Origin of the sequence: Aureimonas phyllosphaerae (genome assembly GCF_900113065.1) — a bacterium.
GTDB classification, from domain to species: Bacteria; Pseudomonadota; Alphaproteobacteria; order Rhizobiales; family Rhizobiaceae; genus Aureimonas; species Aureimonas phyllosphaerae.
Genome location: NZ_FOOA01000040.1, coordinates 1 through 16,571, shown reverse-complemented (window position 1 = coordinate 16,571; position 16,571 = coordinate 1). Strand labels below are relative to the sequence as shown.

The window sequence follows — 16,571 nt, the reverse complement described above, 5'->3', positions numbered from 1 at the left end:
GTTCGCGAGTGGATCACGGCGGTCGGCGCCAGGACCGCATTCATCGAGCCGGGCAGCCCTTGGGAGAACGGGTACTGCGAGAGCTTCAACTCCAAGCTTCGGGACGAACTCTTGAACGGCGAGATCTTCTACAGCCTTGTGGAGGCGCGCATCGTCATCGAAGGTTGGCGTCAGCACTACAATACCAAACGCCCGCACTCGAGCCTGGGTTACCGCCCGCCGGCACCAGCCGTCGTGCCGTGGCCGGCTGCGCCACCCCAACCCGCTTCGCCGGCCATCTTAAACGTCGCCGGCAAGCCCACCATGCATTAGATTTGAACCGGGCCACCTGTTGGACGCAGGCCAACGGCCTGAGCACGAGCATATCAAACTCGCTTGCCCGGCGATAATCGACGCAAGGCATTTCGAAGCCGTGCAGGCCCTGTTGCGAAGCCGGACCCCGAAAATCGCTGCACAGCAAGTCGTTGCAGGTCCCATTCTCCTCACGGGTCTTCTGTCGTGTGCAAAGTGTGAGTCAGCGCTCACCATGCGAACCGGTAAATCCGGTCAGTATCGCTACTACGCTTGCGCCAACCGGCAGGCCCGTGGCGCAACCGCCTGTGCAGGGTGCTCGCATCGGATGGAAAAAATCGACCACGCCGTCACGGAGGCAATGATCACTCACGCCTTCCAACCGGACCGCCTCGCTAGCATCCTCGAGTCCACAGAGACCGAGCGCCGTACCAGGGAGGCTGACAGCACCGAGATTCTTCGCTGTGAAGCCGAACTCGCCGATGCGAGGATGAGAGTTGATCGACTGATGGGGTTGGCTGGACGTGGTATGGCCGACCTGGATGATCCAGAATTTGCCGAGCGTATGCGGAGCGCACAGCGCGACCTGAATATCGCTCTTGCCGGCGTAGACCGTATTCGACGGCGAATTGGCTCTCAGGTTGAAATTACACCGGAGCGCGTCGTTGCCTTCGCCAACTTCATGCGAGATCGCATTCGCAACGGCGACGTGCCGTTTCGCAAAAGCTATCTACGATCCGTCGTTAACCGCGTGATCGTGGATGATGAGAGGTTGATCATAACGGGTTGGAAAAACGTCCTGCGTGAGCAGGTTATGATCGATGATAGGAAGGACACCAAAGTGCCCATTGGTATTCAGGAATGGCGCGCCAGTCAGAACAAAACTGCGAACACGTATGTCATTGAGATAGCGATGAAAATGAAGGCGTAGTTGACCTCTCCCAACGCCAGTTTGCGCGAGCGATCCAAAGAATGCGCCCGGACGGTGGCGACTTAATTGTGGAGGCCGAGCTCCCCACGACGCTTGGCTTATTATGAATGTTCAAGCGGGAATGCGTCGCCATTCATGCCCGCACCCCAAACGCATTTGCAGTGACGGCCTCCCATCCAAAGTATTGGATCGGCCAGCTCCGGGGCTTGGCTTGCGGCGCGCCGTTGGGCTTGGTTGTTGTGTCCCAGCCCCCGATGCGTTTGGTTTTCAAGCGTGCCACTGGATCAAGGCAGGCCGAGCGAAGGCTTTAGGTGACGACGTCATCGTCTCAACTTCCGGGCGCTGAGTTCATGCCTCGGGCGGATCGACGAAAGGCGCCTGGGGGAAGCCTCCCAGGTGCGTGCAGGTGACGGCTGCGGCATCTCGACCGGCTCGGAGGCACAGGTCCAAAGGTTGGTCGCGCAGGCTGGCGGCGATGAAGGCGGCGATGAACGTATCGCCGGCTCCCAAGGTTTCCAGCACTTCGACGGGTTGCACACCGGCTTCCGCCGCTTGCATCCCGTTCGAGGCTATGCTGCCGCTCTTGCCGCGGGTGATAACAGCAAGCCGAGCACCGTCATGCAGCATCTCCGCCAGCTGGGTGTTGTGGTTCCCAGCGGTTTCACCGGCGGACCGGAACGCGATCGCAAGACCACGGGCCGAGAAATCCACCGTGCCGTCCGGCGAGTTCACCGTCAGGTCCTGCGAAACGGCAACGCCTGCGTCGATCAGAAGGCGTTTCAACGCCCCCCTGTCGTCGATCCATCCAAGATGGACGTGCCGCATCGAGGTGAGGACGGCCGCTTCGTCGGGGGACGGCCGATAGCCCTTGCAGGCACCGAATTCCTCGAAGGCGAACTGCCGGTCGCCGTTGGGCAGGACGGTGATCTCGGTGTAAGCGGTTGGACGATCGGCGACCGTGCGGACATAGGTCGTATCGACCCCGCATTCGCATAAGGTCGCGATCGTTCGCCGCCCGGCCGCGTCGTCTCCGACGGCCCCGAAATAGGCGACCTTGAGACCCGCTCGGGCCAGATGGACCGCCACGTTGACCGCATTGCCACCGACGCAGGATCGCAGGATCGGCGCCGAGTAGCGATCGATACAGTTGTCACCCACCGTGGCGACATCGAAGGCGGCCGTCATCTGCAAGTCTCCCGTCCCGCAGGCGCTGTCGATCGCATCGGTCAGTATGCGACCTGCTTGTAGTAGCGACGCGTGGTGAGGGGATGGTCGCGTTTGTGCTCGAGATGAGCGCTGACGCGCTCGAACAGCGCGGACAGGATCGCAGGGGAGATCAAGCCCCGGACCGCGGGCGAGATGCCGGGCAGTTCGCATTCCGCGGTGTCGAAGACGTGGAACCGGTCGGTGTAACGCGGCGCGAACTGCTCCACCCGTTCGGCAAGCGGGCGGCACTCGTCCTCGCCTTTGAAGAGGATCACGCTGACCCCCTTCTCCAGCAGCTCCAGCGTGCCGTGGAAGAAGTCCGACGCATGCACCGGGCGCGTGCGGATCCACTGCATCTCCTCCAGGATGCACATGCCATAGTAGAAGGCTTCCGGCCAAACATTCCCGGCTCCGGTGACGATATGATAGCCCTCATGGCGGATCGTCTCAGCGAACGCCTCGGCCCGCGGCTCGAACGCCCGCTTCGCCTCGACCAGAAGCTGGGGCAGGCGCCGGAGCTCGGCGACGGCTCCGTCGTAGTCGTCGAACTCGCCGCGGTGATGCATCAACGACAAGGCGAGGAGCAGGGACTGGAGATAGAAGGATTCGCATGAGGTGTCGTCCTCGGCGAAGTTGGCGAAGGCCTCGTCCGCCTCCTGGCCGAGCGGCGTCGCGGCATGTCCAACAAGGGTGATGACGCGCGCGTTTTGCTCCTTGCTATAGCGAAGCGCCGCGATGCTTTCCTTCGTTGTCCCTGAAAGGGAGGGGATCACCACGAGGGACGTCGGCCCGAGCCGCACCGAACCCGCTGCGACGATCTCGGCCGGCAACTCCAGCGAAACGGCGAAACGGGACCGGCGCTGTAGCAATTGAACGGCGGGTTGCATGAGGATGCCGGCGCCGCCCGAACCGAGGAAGATCAAGTTGTCGGCGCCGTCCGCTAAGGCCCGTCCGATCGCCTCATGCAGGCCCTCGGCCTGGTTCATCGCGCCCGTTTGGATTCGTACGTAGCGATCTTGATCGAAGTTGAACATTCTCGTGGGTTCCTTTGAAGATCTAGTCCATAGACGTCTTACAAGTTGCGGGAGGCGGGTCCTGCCGAAACGAAGAAGCCGCGGAGGAAGGATGAAAGCGCCGGGCTCCGGCCGGGCGCGGAGCTCCGCCGCGTCACCGTCTGGCGAAGCTGAAACTGAAGGCGTCGCCGCGATGATAGTCCTGCGCAAACAGGACGGCCTCGCCCCGGTTGGTGAAGCAGGTTTCGGTGATCAGCAGGGCCGCGCCGAAATCGGCGAGGTGATGGTCCTCCGAGACATCGCGCGGCAGCATCACCGCCGAGACCGCAGCCGTCGACATGACGGGTTCCTTCCCCCGGCCGCGCAGGAGTTCCACGACGGAACCCGTCCAGTCGATGGCTTCCAGTCCGCCCGTCGGCAGGTCGTCGATCCGCAGGAAGTTCAAGGAATAGACCAATGCCTTACGCTCGTGGAAACGCAGTCGCTCGACACGTGCGACGGCGGTGGACGGGCTGCATTGAAGGGCGTTGGCGACCATCGCTCCGGCCGGTGTCGCCAGAACGCTGATCAGGCTGCTGGTTGGCTTGTAGCCGAGCCCGCGCATCATGGTGGACACGCTTTCGAAGCAGGTGATGGGGCGCTCCACCATTAAGGACGCCGCGGCCGTGAGAAAACGCCCGCGGCCATGCTGCGTCTCGATGATGCCGTCCTGTTCCAAGATCTTCAACGCCTCCCGCAGGGTCGGGCGCGAGCAGTCGAAGCGCTGGGTCAGCTGGTCTTCGCTGGGCAGCTTGTCGCCCGGCGCCAGCGCGCTTCGCTGGATGAGGTCGAGCAGGCCGAGGTGGATCTGGTCGACCGCGGAGGGCTTCTTTGGATTGCTGCGCGCCATGTCGACCGTCCTACCCCTCAATCGTCCCGCGTCGAGCCCATTCGTCATATGCACCATCGGCGTCTTCCAAGCGGTTCGCCCATCATAAGTCTTGAGCAGGCCGCATTCGATAGGCGGCTGCCGGCCGAGTGTGATCTCAATGGAGAACCTGCGCCAGAAAGGCGCGCGTCCGGTCCTGGCAAGGGCGGTCGAAGAATTCGGCTGGCGCGCCTTCCTCAACGATGCGTCCTTGGTCCATGAAGACGACCCGGTCGGCGACCTGTCGCGCAAACCCCATCTCATGCGTGACGCACAGCATGGTCATGCCCTGCTCGGCGAGTTCCACCAGCGTGTCGAGCACCTCCTTCACCATTTCCGGATCAAGCGCGGACGTCGGCTCATCGAACAGCATGATACGCGGGTTCATGCACAGGGCCCGAGCGATCGCCACGCGCTGTTGCTGCCCTCCGGAAAGCTGGGCGGGAAACTTCCCGGCCTGCTCGGGAATCCGGACACGCTCGAGATAATGCATCGCGATGTCATACGCCTGCCGGGCGGACTGGCCTCGCACCATGCGGGGCGCCAGCGTGCAGTTCTCCAGGATTGTCAGGTGCGGAAACAGGTTGAACGCCTGGAACACCATTCCAACCTCGCGCCGAACGCGCCCGATCGGTTCCGGGTCGCCAGTCAACTGGACGCCCTCCACCACGATCCGGCCTCCCTCATGGGTTTCCAGGCCGTTGATGCATCGGATCAACGTGGATTTGCCAGAACCCGAGGGGCCGCAGATGACGATCCGCTCGCCCGGCGCGACGTCCAGGTCGATCCCGTTCAGGACCTGGAACCGGCCGAAAAACTTGTCGAGACCTCGAATCTCGATGGCTGGCCTGCCCCGTGGGTGGGAAGCCCGCCGCGCGGGGCAATGCTGCACGTCGGATGTCACGAGCGATCTCCGGTTCACCATTCGGGAAGGAGCAGGGCTCCGCTCTCTGAAAGTCGTCTGACAAGTTGATCGCCTTTGGGATCGCTTGTCAACTCAGCTGGCCTACCTCTTCATCAAGACGCCAATCGCCTGCATTTGCTGCATTGCGACGATGGTTTTCAGTGTTTGTGGTTAGGGTGATTGCTAATTGACAGGCTCCCGAACCAATGCGAGCTTCGAGCTCGTCGGACGTCTATCAACAGGTGCCACTCGGTCTATCGAGAGGCTAGGAGACGACCGCTCAACCGATCGAGGGAGGAACTGTCACCATGTCCACGCGCATGCTCGCCGCTGCCAGCGTCGCTGCTTTCCTAGCCGCAACGTTCGCCGCGCAGGCCGGAGCCACCCTCGACCGGGTCACGAAATCGGGCGAGATGAACGTGGCCACCAACAGCGGCTGGCCTCCGCAGAGCTTCCTCAACGACAGCAACGAACTGGTCGGCTTCGACGTCGACGTCGCGAACGAGATCGGCAAGCGGCTGGGCGCGACTGTGACGTTCGCGACGCCCGAGTGGCAGGTGCTGACGGGTGGCCATTGGAACGGGCGCTTCGATCTGGCGGTCGGTTCGGTGACGCCGACCAAGGCGCGCGCGCAGGTGATCGATTTTCCAGCCATCTACTACTACAGCCCCTATGTCTTCGCCGTGCACAAGGACTCCAAGGCCCAAAGCCGCGCCGATCTCAATGGCAAGGTCATCGGCGTCGAGACCGGCACGACGTCCGAGGACTATATCCGGGGCCAGCTCCAGATCGACGCGCCCGATCTTGCGCCCGTGCAGTACGACGTGAAGCCGGGCGAGGTGCGCACCTATGCCAACTCGATGCTGCCGTTCGACGATCTGCGGCTCGGCGACGGGCTCCGTGTTGATGCAGTGATCGCGCCCGAGCAGACGGTGCTCCAGGCCATCAAGAGCAACTACCCGCTAAAGATCGTGCCGGGCGATTACGCCTTCCGCGAGCCGCTGGTGGTGGTGGCCGACAAGGGCGATCCGGAATGGACCAAGAAGGTCGGCGACATCGTCGGCGAGATGAAGAAGGACGGCACGCTCTCGGCGCTCACCACCAAGTGGTACGGCAAGGACTACAGCGCCGACTGAACCGCCCTTAACGCATGAAACCGGAGCCTCGTCGCTTCCAGCGGGGCTCCGCCGTCATCGAGGCCTGCGCATGTCCTACATCGACACGTTCTACAAGCGGACCTTGACGAGCGAGGCGGCCTTCGCCCGGCTCGATCGGGACTTGGAATGCGACGTCTGCATCGTGGGCGGGGGCCTCGCGGGGCTGACCGCGGCACTCGAGCTCTCGCGGCGTGGGCGCTCGGTCGTCCTTCTTGAGGCCGAGCGGATCGGCTGGGGCGCGTCGGGGCGAAACGGCGGCTTCGTCAGCCCCGGCTATGCCAACGGGCGCGACGTGATCGTTTCGGTCGTGGGCGAGGAGGTGGCGGACGAACTCCACCGCATGTCGATCGAAGGCATGCGGATGGTCGCCGACAACATCGCCGTCCTTCAACTGGATGGCGTGCGCCCCGAACCCGGAATCATCGGCGCCTTGCGATATGACGGCGAGGCGGAGCTGCACCGCACGCGGGACCGGCTGGAGAAGCGCTTCGGCTACTCCACGGACGTCCTGTCGCGTCCGGAGCTACAAGAACGTCTCGTTTCGCCCCGGTATTTCCAGGGGCTTCTCGACCCCAACGCCTTCCACATCCATCCGCTCGAATACGCCTTGGGCCTTGCCCGGGAGATTGAGAGGCTGGGCGGAACCGTGTGCGAGAAAAGCGCGGTGGTGGCGACCGAACTGGAGGCGCCCGAGAAGCGCGTGCGCACGAGCGAGGCGAGCGTTCGGGCGCGCGACGTCGTCTTCTGCGGCGGCGGATACACCCGCCAGATGCTGCCCGCGCTCCAACGCAGCTTCCTGCCGATCGCGACCTACGTGCTTCTGACCGAAGATGCGCCCGAAGTCATCGCCAAGGCGATCCGCACCCGTGCCGCCATCGGCGACAACCGGCGGGCGGGCGACTATTACCGCCTCGTGGACGACGGCCGGCGCATTCTCTGGGGCGGCAAGATCACGACGCGCAGGAGCGAACCGCGCGAACTCGGCAAGCTGCTGCGCCAGTCTATGGTCTCGACCTATCCCCAGCTCCACGACCTTCGGGTGGAGCTCGCCTGGTCCGGACTCATGTCATACGCGCGCCACAAGATGCCGCAGATCGGGCAGTGGCGCCCCCATGTCTGGTACTGCACGGCCTTCGGCGGCCACGGCCTCAACACGACCGCGATCGGCGGTCGCGTCGTCGCCGAGGCGATCGCAGGCGAAACCCGACGCATCGACGCGTTCCGGCCGTTCGGCCTGGATTGGACCGGAGGTCCGCTCGGCATGCTCGCCGTGCAACTGACCTATTGGAGCCTCCAGGCATCGGACTGGTGGCGCGAGCGCAAGGCAGCCTGAGCGACCCTTCTTTAGAAAGCACGCACCATCATGTCGATCGTTCTCCCCACCCGCACGCCGCCGCGTCCTGTTCCGGGGCGCTGGCTCTGGATCCTGGGAAGCTTTGCCGTTCTGGCTGTGCTCTTCGAACGGATGGGGGTCGGCCGTGGCTGGATCGCATGGGCCACCGGGTCGGATGTCGAAGGCGGAGTCGGACCCTGGATCGGCGCCGCCGTGATCGCCGCGCTGGTCGTCCTGAACGTCCTCGTCATCAATCGGCTCGGACGCTCCGCACAGGTTGTCGTTATCTGGAGCGAACTCATCGTCCTGCTGCTCGCATTCTTCTACTCGTTCGATCTGAGCTTCGCCTTTATCGCGAGAAAGATAGGCTTCCTGATCACGCAGGGCGTCACCACGACGCTCTACATCTCGGCCATCTCGATCGTGATCGCCTCGGCCATCGCGCTGGTGGGGGCGATTGCCAAGCTTTCGCCCAACGGGATCGCCTTTGGCTTGGCGAGCTTCTACACGTCGCTGTTTCGCGGCCTGCCGCTCCTTATGCAGATCTACATCATCTACCTCGGGCTGCCGCAACTCGGTTATGTCGTCGGGCCGGTCCCGGCCGGCATCGCCGCCTTGTCGCTCTGCTACGGCGCATACATGACCGAGATCTTCCGCGCCGGCATCGAAAGCATCCCGCGCGGCCAGTGGGAAGCGTCGGAGGCGCTGGGTCTCAAGCGCACGCAAATCATGCGCAAGATCATCTTGCCCCAGGCCATGCGCATCATCGTGCCGCCGACCGGCAACCAGTTCATCGCCATGCTGAAGGACAGCTCGCTCGTCTCGGTGATGGGCATCTGGGAGATCATGTACCTAGCGCGCACGCAGGGCCAGACGGAGTTCCGGCACATCGAGATGCTGATCACCGCGTCGATGATCTACTGGCTGCTGTCGATGGTGCTGGAATACGGGCAGGCGCGTCTGGAACGCCATTTCAGCCGGTCGCTTCGCCGGTAGGTAAAAGAAACTGAAACGCAAGCTTCGTTCGGGGGCCTGAGCGGCGAACTAGGGTCAGGCCTCATAGCTCAGAGCCAGAATAGAACGGTGGCAGCCAGTGCGATGGCGGAGAAGAAGACGGTTGGACAGCGGTCGTAGCGGGTCGCGACACGCCGCCAGTCCTTGAGGCGGCCGAACATGATCTCGATGCGATTGCGTCGCCGGTAGCGGCGCTTGTCGTGGCGCACTGGCGCGTTGCGCGACTTCCGCCCTGGAATGCAGGGCTTGATGCCCTTCGCTGTCAGAACGTCCCGGAACCAGTCGGCGTCGTAGCCGCGGTCACCGAGCAGCCATTGCGCCTTTGGCAACTCATCCAGTAGGGCCGCTGCCCCAGTGTAGTCGCTGACCTGCCCAGCGGTCAGGAAGAAGCTGAGCGGGCGACCGTTCGCATCGGCGACGGCATGGAGCTTGGTGTTCATGCCGCCCTTTGTGCGGCCGATCAGGCGACCGAGACCCCCTTTTTGACCGCCAGGCTCGATGCCGTGCGATGGGCCTTCAGGTAGGTCGCATCGATCATGACGGTCCTGGGATCGGCGCCGACTGCTGCCAGACCTTCCATCATTCGGACAAAGACGCCCGCTTCGCTCCAACGTTTCCAACGTTTCCAACGATTGTATAGCGTCTTCGCATGTCCGTAGTCCTTCGGCGCATCACGCCAGCGCAGGCCGTTGCGGTTGACGAAGATGATGCCGCTGAGAACCCGCTGGTCGTCGACACGTGGTCTGCCATTGCTCTTGGGAAAGAACGGCCGTAACCGCTCCATCTGCTCATCCGTCAGCCAGTACAGGTCGCTCATATCCAGTCTCCCAGGACGGAGCCTGAATCAGACGGATCGCCTCAAATCAATGGGTCCTGACCCTAAAGGGTCGACGTCTCGCCGGACCTGATCTCGGCCGTTACCGACGCCGTTCTGGACGAGGTTGCCGCCTAGCAGCGCCGGCCGCTCGAGCCGGTCTATGCCGTCTCTTTCGAGCAATCGATCAACACTGCGCTTCACCCGCTAAGCTCCCGCGCATATCGTGCCTGTCGAGACAACCGGGAGGGGCTGCGGTGGAGCGAATCGAAATTGACCTGGACTGGGCTGGTTCCGGGGAGCCCAGGACAGGGAAGGCGGGCGGAACAGTCGAGAGCAGCATCCGCTACGACGCCTTAGAACAGGCTATGCTCAAGCTTGTCGCCAAACCTCAAGGAAGGGCAGAACGCGACGACTTGTATAACCGCCGGCCGCTTGCCTTGGACGTCATGGCCCATCGCCGTCATGACACCATTCTGGTGAGCGCGCGCCGCGGCGACGGCAAGACGACCTTCCTCACAGACATCTTGCGACTGCTCCAGCAAGGACGCGAGGAGTACCGAAAGGTGCTGCCCCAAGGCATGGGTGAGGATAAGATCGCCATCCTCTACCCCCTCGGCATTGTCGACCCGACTCTGATCGAGACTAAGCAAAACATCGTCGTGATGGTGGTCGAGAAAATCGAGGTCGCGGTGAAGCGGGCCTATAGGCTCGACGAGTCGGCCATGAGGGGGGCATACGAGGACTTTAAGCGGGTTCTGCGCGAGCTCGCCACCGGTCTGCCCCTGCTCGACGGAATCGGTGACAGCGAGCTCTTCGACAAGGACTGGGCGGACGCCGACTACGTTCTGGATCGGGGTCTGGACAAGGCGCGCAGCGCCGGCGCGTTCGAGCGCGCCTTCCACCGCTTTGTCGAGACGGCGTGCAGCTTCCTCGGCGCGGACGCCTTCGTCCTCGCTATCGACGATGTCGACACCTCCTTCGATCGCGGTTGGCCGGTTCTAGAGGCGCTGCGCAAATATTTCGCGACGCCCCGCCTGAAGGTGATCATGGCGGGCGACCTGCGGCTCTGCAACCTTGTGGTGCGCCAGCAGCAGTGGAAGCAAATCAGCAGTAAGTTCTTCGATATCGAGCAGAAGGTGGAGGGGGCTCGCTCCTACGTCGACCAAATAGTCAACATGGTCGATCTTCTGCAGGACCAGTACCTTGTTAAAATTGTGCGTCCGGAAAACAGAGTCACGCTGAGGCCGTTGCTCCACTATGCCGATTACCCGGGTATCTCATTCAAGGCATCGCAGTCCGATCCCGGCGTAACGGTGCGTGAGACCATCTTCATGCAACGTTACGCCCGGCGCCTGCTTGGAATTCGTGCGGGCAAGGACCGTGCGCTGATCCGATCAACGTTGCTGAGATTACCTTTGCGCAGTGGGCTGCAGGTGGTTTCCGGAGCGTGGGAGCTCTGCCATGATGCCAAATCAACTGGGCTGACCGACGATACGCGCGCGCAGGCGCTTGCCGCGCTTAGCCATGTCGCCTCAGCAGGTTTGATGACCTTTGATCTGGCTGAGTACGACCTTCAAGATCCGAACCCTGGCCGCGTACTCGCAGCGCTAAGCCAATGGCTGACTGCGAAGGGGCTTTGGCTCACGATTTCGCGCTTTCACCCAAGCGGCGTGAACGAGATGAGCGATCTAGTGAGTATCCGCATCGCGGCGCAGCTGATCGAGTTGTTCAGGGCGAATGCTTATGCGACCATCGATTACTGCTTGAGGATTTGTTTGATCCGCGAAAAGCTCGATAGAGGCGAGATCACACCTACTCGGGCGCAGCAATTCGAGGGTCGAACGAATGACACCGGTCGGTTTGATCTCCACGCTCTATTGGAACATCTCAATGCCGGCGCCACGGAGCGTGCCACCCAGTTCGTCAGCCGGCTTGCTGCCTGGGACGCGGGGCGAGGTCGTCAGGTCGATCGTGCCATCCGCCTTAGCGGCGCCGTCGTACCCGGCGTCTCGCGACTGCGTGAGGCCAGTGCTGTGGCGTTTGACCTTTACGGCATCCGTGGAGACATCTTCAAACGCGACGTGTTCCAAAGTGTGGTCGAGACGGGAGATAAGTCCGATCAAAACCGGCTTCTTGCCGCACTGCCACCACCGCTGCGTGGATATCACCAAGCCCTTATTGATGCTGGCTGGTCGTATTCGTCGAGGCGTGGATTGGAAGCAGGTTTCATCGCAACGTTCGCTAACACGCTCGACAGCCTTCGAGCTGGGCTAGACCCTGATGCACGCGCTGTCGCAATGATCCCAGCCATGCGTCTCGTCAGCGGCCAGGGGGCCGAGAATGGCGTGTACTCAGTCCTGCGTCTAATCGCAGCTGTTGCCGAGCTAATCGGAATCGAGAGGACAGGCGGTCCCGATGACAAGCTCAGCGACCTTCGCGATCTGATCACAATGCTGGCGGCTTCGAGGAGCTATCCGACTCCCGGTGTATTGTCTGAGGCGGGTCAGGTTGGCGACGCCGATGAAATGGAGGGACCGCAGGACAACATCAATGGCGTGGGAGATGAGGAGCTCGATGATGTGTCTTCTCTTCCATCTATGCTTGGGCATTGGCTGGAAGCATTGCACCTGGAGTCGCAGCCAACTGAGGTTGCACCTGTTACCCTTGCCCGAGCATGGACCCGCTTCACTTACGCATTCGAGGATATCGTCGCGCGGCTAGTCCATACACGAACACGCTACCTGGGCGTGTTGATGCATCGAGCCATAGTAGCATTCCTGCACGCCATTGGGGTAGAGGTGCTGCGTGCAGCTGGTCGAGCACCGGGGGCGAAGGCCATTGATAATCCTATTGAAAGCAGCCTTCCATTTCTACAGATTTTGAAGGCGCTGGATGAGGTGGAATCCGAAAAGAATGACCCGAACGTTCGCTTCTTCCGGATCATATTTTCATGTCCTCTCTGGGGTTACTTCCTCGCTCGAAGTGAGAATGACATTACCGGCAAGGCGGATCGTGGAAACGCAACAGCAGAGATTTTTTCCCGCTACACGAACTTCATGTCAAACCAAATTGGCCTAGTGCCTCGGTATGAGGCGAATTTCAGCCGGAATGGGCAAGTGGCAACCTTTGATGGCTTGTACTTCCTGTTAAACTCCGTTCAGCTACAGGGACTGCCGTCTACGAAGAAAAGCATCGCTGGAGCCGGTATTGAACTCAACGAAGCACTCATTGCGCTTGGGGTAGAGCCGGCCTTGAGGTCACCGCCAGCGGGCGCCGCCGGCGGCGCCCCCGCTCGGGATCGCTCCAAGCCACCACGCAACACCTCCGGATCCGCCACGTAGAGCCCTCTATGGCCGCCCTTATATACCGCCGCGCCTTCAGCGACTCGTATGGCCTCACCCTCCTCGGCAGCGGTGAGGTCCCGAGCATTTCTGAAACCCGTCGGCGGATCTTCCTTGCCGAGCGGCGCACGGATATCGGGCGGCCGGATCACTTCTACAAGGGCTATCTACAGCATCGACTCGGCGATGCCAGGGACGTCAGCGAGCTGCCGTGGATTGTCCTGCGCAGCCTCGCCGGCCGCTATCTCGAGCGGCGCGACGGGCTCGTTGCGGTGCGCTACGAACTGTTCGGCGAATGGCACGAACTCTTGCCCTTCCTATCGCCGCTCGCAGTCATTATCGCCTTCCTGGTCGAGGAGGATCGCGGGCCGGGGCCGGGTGTGGATCCCCGTCCATTCCTCGCGAGCGAGATCGGCGACACTGCGCTTATCGGCGCTGTCGACCCGGGCCTCGAGGACATCGTGAGGCGCAAGGGCCTCAACGAATTGCATATGCATCTCAACGGCTCGACTGAGCTGGACGTGCTCTGGCCTGACGCCTGTGCGGCGCCGGTGGCTGTATACGCCGAGCTGAAGGACGCGGAGCGCAAGAGCCCGGAGCCCACGGCCGAACTCTACGAGCAGCTAGAGCCAGGCCTCACGCCTTATGGCATCTACCGCCGCCTGCGCGCGGCGCGGCGGGTACGCCGCCACCTAGTTATGGAGCTCGCTTCCGATCTTGAGGTTGGACGTGCGGACGGGCGGCCCGCGACCGGGCTCGCTGCGCTCAGCGAGGCGGCCGAGTTCGGCCGCTCGGACATGGACTGGCCCTATCCACGCTGGCCCGCCCTAAGCCTACATCCAGCGCGCGTTTTGTTCAGGGGACGAGCCTACCGGCCTATCGTTGAGGAGGCTGGGTTCCTCTATGCCTGCCTCTCCGCTCTTAAGCGTGATCCCGGCCACCGTGCGATCGGGACGGGGCTCTACTTCAACCTCTTAGTCCTTACCCAGCTGGCGCGTCTGGCGGTGCAGCAAGTCGATGAAAGCGGCTTCGACCAGTTCCAGAAGTACACCTTATTGGGCACGCGCGAGCGGATTGAGCGGCGCTACGGTGACCGTTTCCGCCAGCTCAATGTCCGGGAGCCATTCCAGACGTTGTCCCATCTTGAAGGTCGCTTCGCGCCCAAGGCAAGCGCCGCTGGGACGTGCGCGCTCATCACCGATATCGTTAAGGGCTACCTTGAGTTTCGGCGTTGCCCACACGCCAAGGAGGCACGCCGCCTCGAGGGCCCGCCGCCGCCCTGCCTTACCGGCCACTCATGCGGCGGCGAGGGGTGCGGCGGGATCGGGCGCCCCGAAGCCGAGCTCTTCCTCGTGGCGCATTTCATCAAGCGGCTGCCCAGCGCGCGGAACGACTACGCGCGGCGCTTCCGCGACAGCGATCTGCGCGCCACTCTCGACGAGCAGGCCCGCATCCTGTGCGCCCTCGTTAAGGGTAACGCGACGGTGCGGGCCCTCCTCCAAGGCGTAGATGGGGCCTCCAACGAGTTGCACGCCCCGCCGGAGCCTTTCGCTCCGGCGTTCCGCCTAGTCCGCCGTGCCGGCATTCCCCGAGCGACCTTCCATGTCGGGGAGGACTTTCGGCATCTCCTGTCCGGCATCCGCGCCGTCGCGGAGGCGCTTGCCTTCCTCGACCTGCAGTCAGGTGACCGTATCGGCCACGCCACAGCACTCGGCATTGATCCCGCCTTGTGGCTCGACCGTACGGCCCCGCGCGCCGTCTTGAGCCGACTAGAGGCCCTCGATAACGCCGTCTTCGCCCACCGGGCGCTCGCCGCTATTGGAGGCTTCGCGGGGGACCTGCTGCGCCTGGAGAGCCTCATTGCGGTCCATTCTGACGCTCTTTATGATGCAGAACGCAGCCCAGACCTACTGCACCGCGCCTGGGAGCTGCGCCGCCTTGATCCTTTGGCGGTGCGGGCCGTGGAGCGCAGCCTACAGGAGGGCGGAAGACCAGCGACAGCGACGACCGTGGCGGAGGAGGCACGCTTCATGGCCTCAACCACAATCGACGAGACCCGGGCCGCCGAGCTGCGCCTCGTCGCGGACACAGTCGCCCGCTCCGGCTCGGCTTACGAGCTTTTCAGCCAACGCCATGCTCTCGATCCGGCCCGCGCGATGGACCCCGTCGATATCGACGCCGCTGTAATCTCGCTTGAAGCTTTCGCGGCTTTGCAGGACCACGTCCTAGGCCTAGTCAATAACCGCGGTGTGGCCCTGGAGACCCTACCAACCAGTAACCTGCGCATCAGTTTCTACGACGAGATGGCGGAGCACCATCTTTACCGTTGGCTCGGCCTAGTCGGCCCGGTAATCGTAAACCGCCCTACTATATGCGTTGGCAGCGATGACCCCGGCATCTTTGCGACCAACTTAAGGAACGAGTACGCGGTGATCGGGAGCGTGCTGCGCCACCGCTTTAAGCTGACCTCGGCCGAAGCGACCCGCACTCTCGAGAAGCTGAACGACAACGGCCGCGTCCACCGCTTCGTTCCGCCCGGCGTAGGTTTCAAGAGACCGCGCGACACTTGAGGGGTGCCGCCCCTGAGCCGGATATCGACCTCTGTAGTTCCACAACCACGTCTGATCTTATGACTTCGTGGAGGACCGAACCCACGACGGGCGCAAGTTCCGCATGCTGAACGTGATCGACGAATTCACCCGGGAGTGCCTGTGCATCCGGATCGATCGAAAGCTAAAGTCCGCAGACGTCATCGACGTTCTGTCGGACCTCTTTATCCTGCGCGGCGTGCCAGGGCACGTCCGTTCCAACAACGGCTTTGAGTTCATCGCCAAGGCGGTTAGCGAGGGGATCACGGCGGTCCGGGCGATGACGGAGTTCATCAAGCTTGGCAGTCCATGGGAGAACGGCTATTGCAAAAGCTTCAACTCCAAGCTCCGCGATGAACTCCTGAACGGTGAGATCTTCTACAGCCTCGTCGAGGCCCGCATCGCCATCGAGAGCTGGCGCCAGCACTTCAACACCAAGCGTTCACACTCGAGCCTGGGCTCCCGTCCACCCGCTCCCACCGCGGTGCCTTGGCCGGCTGCGCTATCCCAACCCACTTCGCCGGTCACCTCAAACGTCGCCGACAAGCCAACCATGCATTAGATTTGAACCGGGCTACCTAACGGGGGCAGGCCACCGCCACACAGGTCGTGCGACTCCCCTTGGAGAGCAGATTGACCGAATTTGCTTTTAATCAGCTTCTCACCGCCGACCTGCAGGTAGATGCCACGTATCTCGGTGGCATCCAGGGTCATGCCGGTGACGAGCCGCTCGTCCCCCTACTGCGCGTCAGCAGCAACGGCGGCTTTTGGCCTGCTCCCAACAGGTGGCCCGGTTCAAATCTAATGCATGGTGGGCTTGCCGGCGACGTTTAAGATGGCCGGCGAAGCGGGTTGGGGTGGCGCAGCCGGCCACGGCACGACGGCTGGTGCCGGCGGGCGGTAACCCAGGCTCGAGTGCGGGCGTTTGGTATTGTAGTGCTGACGCCAACCTTCGATGACGATGCGCGCCTCCGCAAGGCTGTAGAAGATCTCGCCGTTCAAGAGTTCGTCCCGAAGCTTGGAGTTGAAGCTCTCGCAGTACCCGTTCTCCCAAGGGCTGCCCGGCTCG

At 62.7% G+C, this 16,571-nt stretch carries 13 protein-coding genes and 2 pseudogenes; 9 read left to right on the top strand and 6 right to left on the bottom strand.

Features of this window, described 5'->3' with window-relative positions; all coding sequences use genetic code 11:
* The coding region (locus BM175_RS21725; RefSeq protein ID WP_139224761.1) for an integrase core domain-containing protein at window positions 1-312 on the top strand (312 nt) is incomplete at its 5' end.
* A 100-nt stretch (window positions 313-412) separates the two neighbouring features.
* The gene (locus BM175_RS21720; protein WP_280141141.1) at window positions 413-1,222 is read left to right on the top strand and encodes a recombinase zinc beta ribbon domain-containing protein; all 810 of its coding nucleotides are present in this window, start codon (window positions 413-415) and stop codon (window positions 1,220-1,222) included.
* A 348-nt stretch (window positions 1,223-1,570) separates the two neighbouring features.
* On the opposite strand, the gene BM175_RS21715 is transcribed toward BM175_RS21720, so the two are convergent.
* The 4 genes from BM175_RS21715 to BM175_RS21700 all read right to left on the bottom strand — a co-directional run bounded on the left by BM175_RS21715 (window position 1,571) and on the right by BM175_RS21700 (window position 5,252).
* Complete coding sequence (locus tag BM175_RS21715; protein WP_090966843.1) at window positions 1,571-2,407, bottom strand: PfkB family carbohydrate kinase; 837 nt, start codon at window positions 2,405-2,407, stop codon at window positions 1,571-1,573.
* A gap of 41 nt (window positions 2,408-2,448) precedes the next feature.
* Window positions 2,449-3,462: an SIS domain-containing protein gene (locus tag BM175_RS21710; RefSeq protein WP_090966841.1), complete on the bottom strand. Its 1,014-nt coding sequence runs from the start codon at window positions 3,460-3,462 to the stop codon at window positions 2,449-2,451.
* A gap of 133 nt (window positions 3,463-3,595) precedes the next feature.
* Window positions 3,596-4,330: a GntR family transcriptional regulator gene (locus tag BM175_RS21705; protein WP_090966839.1), complete on the bottom strand. Its 735-nt coding sequence runs from the start codon at window positions 4,328-4,330 to the stop codon at window positions 3,596-3,598.
* A 136-nt stretch (window positions 4,331-4,466) separates the two neighbouring features.
* Window positions 4,467-5,252: an amino acid ABC transporter ATP-binding protein gene (locus tag BM175_RS21700; RefSeq protein WP_280141140.1), complete on the bottom strand. Its 786-nt coding sequence runs from the start codon at window positions 5,250-5,252 to the stop codon at window positions 4,467-4,469.
* Between the two features lie 308 nt (window positions 5,253-5,560).
* On the opposite strand from BM175_RS21700, the gene BM175_RS21695 reads away from it, so the two are divergent.
* The 3 genes from BM175_RS21695 to BM175_RS21685 all read left to right on the top strand — a co-directional run bounded on the left by BM175_RS21695 (window position 5,561) and on the right by BM175_RS21685 (window position 8,738).
* On the top strand, window positions 5,561-6,388 hold the full coding sequence (locus BM175_RS21695) for a transporter substrate-binding domain-containing protein (protein WP_090966835.1): 828 nt from the start codon (window positions 5,561-5,563) through the stop codon (window positions 6,386-6,388).
* Between the two features lie 70 nt (window positions 6,389-6,458).
* Window positions 6,459-7,742, top strand: a complete 1,284-nt coding sequence (locus BM175_RS21690; protein ID WP_090966833.1) for an NAD(P)/FAD-dependent oxidoreductase — start codon at window positions 6,459-6,461, stop codon at window positions 7,740-7,742.
* A 30-nt stretch (window positions 7,743-7,772) separates the two neighbouring features.
* Window positions 7,773-8,738 (top strand): amino acid ABC transporter permease, encoded by a 966-nt coding sequence (locus tag BM175_RS21685; RefSeq protein ID WP_090966831.1) that lies wholly within the window; start codon window positions 7,773-7,775, stop codon window positions 8,736-8,738.
* A gap of 68 nt (window positions 8,739-8,806) precedes the next feature.
* On the opposite strand, the gene BM175_RS21680 is transcribed toward BM175_RS21685, so the two are convergent.
* A protein-coding gene (locus BM175_RS21680; protein ID WP_090966829.1) for an IS5 family transposase occupies window positions 8,807-9,573 on the bottom strand; the annotation gives its coding sequence in 2 pieces (ribosomal slippage) (window positions 8,807-9,240 and window positions 9,240-9,573; 768 coding nt in all).
* A gap of 69 nt (window positions 9,574-9,642) precedes the next feature.
* Here BM175_RS21680 and BM175_RS23400 point away from each other — a divergent pair.
* The 4 genes and pseudogenes from BM175_RS23400 to BM175_RS21665 form a co-directional block, all read left to right on the top strand.
* Window positions 9,643-9,771: pseudogene (locus BM175_RS23400) on the top strand (transposase); the annotation flags it as partial.
* A gap of 56 nt (window positions 9,772-9,827) precedes the next feature.
* Window positions 9,828-12,914, top strand: coding sequence for a hypothetical protein (locus BM175_RS21675; protein WP_090966827.1), 3,087 nt, complete (start codon window positions 9,828-9,830; stop codon window positions 12,912-12,914).
* Window positions 12,915-12,922: 8 nt separating this feature from the next.
* Entirely contained in the window at window positions 12,923-15,484 is a 2,562-nt protein-coding gene (locus tag BM175_RS21670) for an amidohydrolase family protein (RefSeq protein ID WP_090966823.1), read from the top strand.
* A gap of 55 nt (window positions 15,485-15,539) precedes the next feature.
* Window positions 15,540-16,064 (top strand): annotated as a pseudogene (locus BM175_RS21665) (integrase core domain-containing protein); the annotation flags it as partial.
* 239 nt (window positions 16,065-16,303) lie between these two features.
* Here the strand turns inward: BM175_RS21665 and BM175_RS21660 are convergent.
* Window positions 16,304-16,571, bottom strand: a 268-nt coding sequence (locus tag BM175_RS21660) for an integrase core domain-containing protein (protein ID WP_139224760.1), incomplete at its 5' end; no start/stop codon positions are given.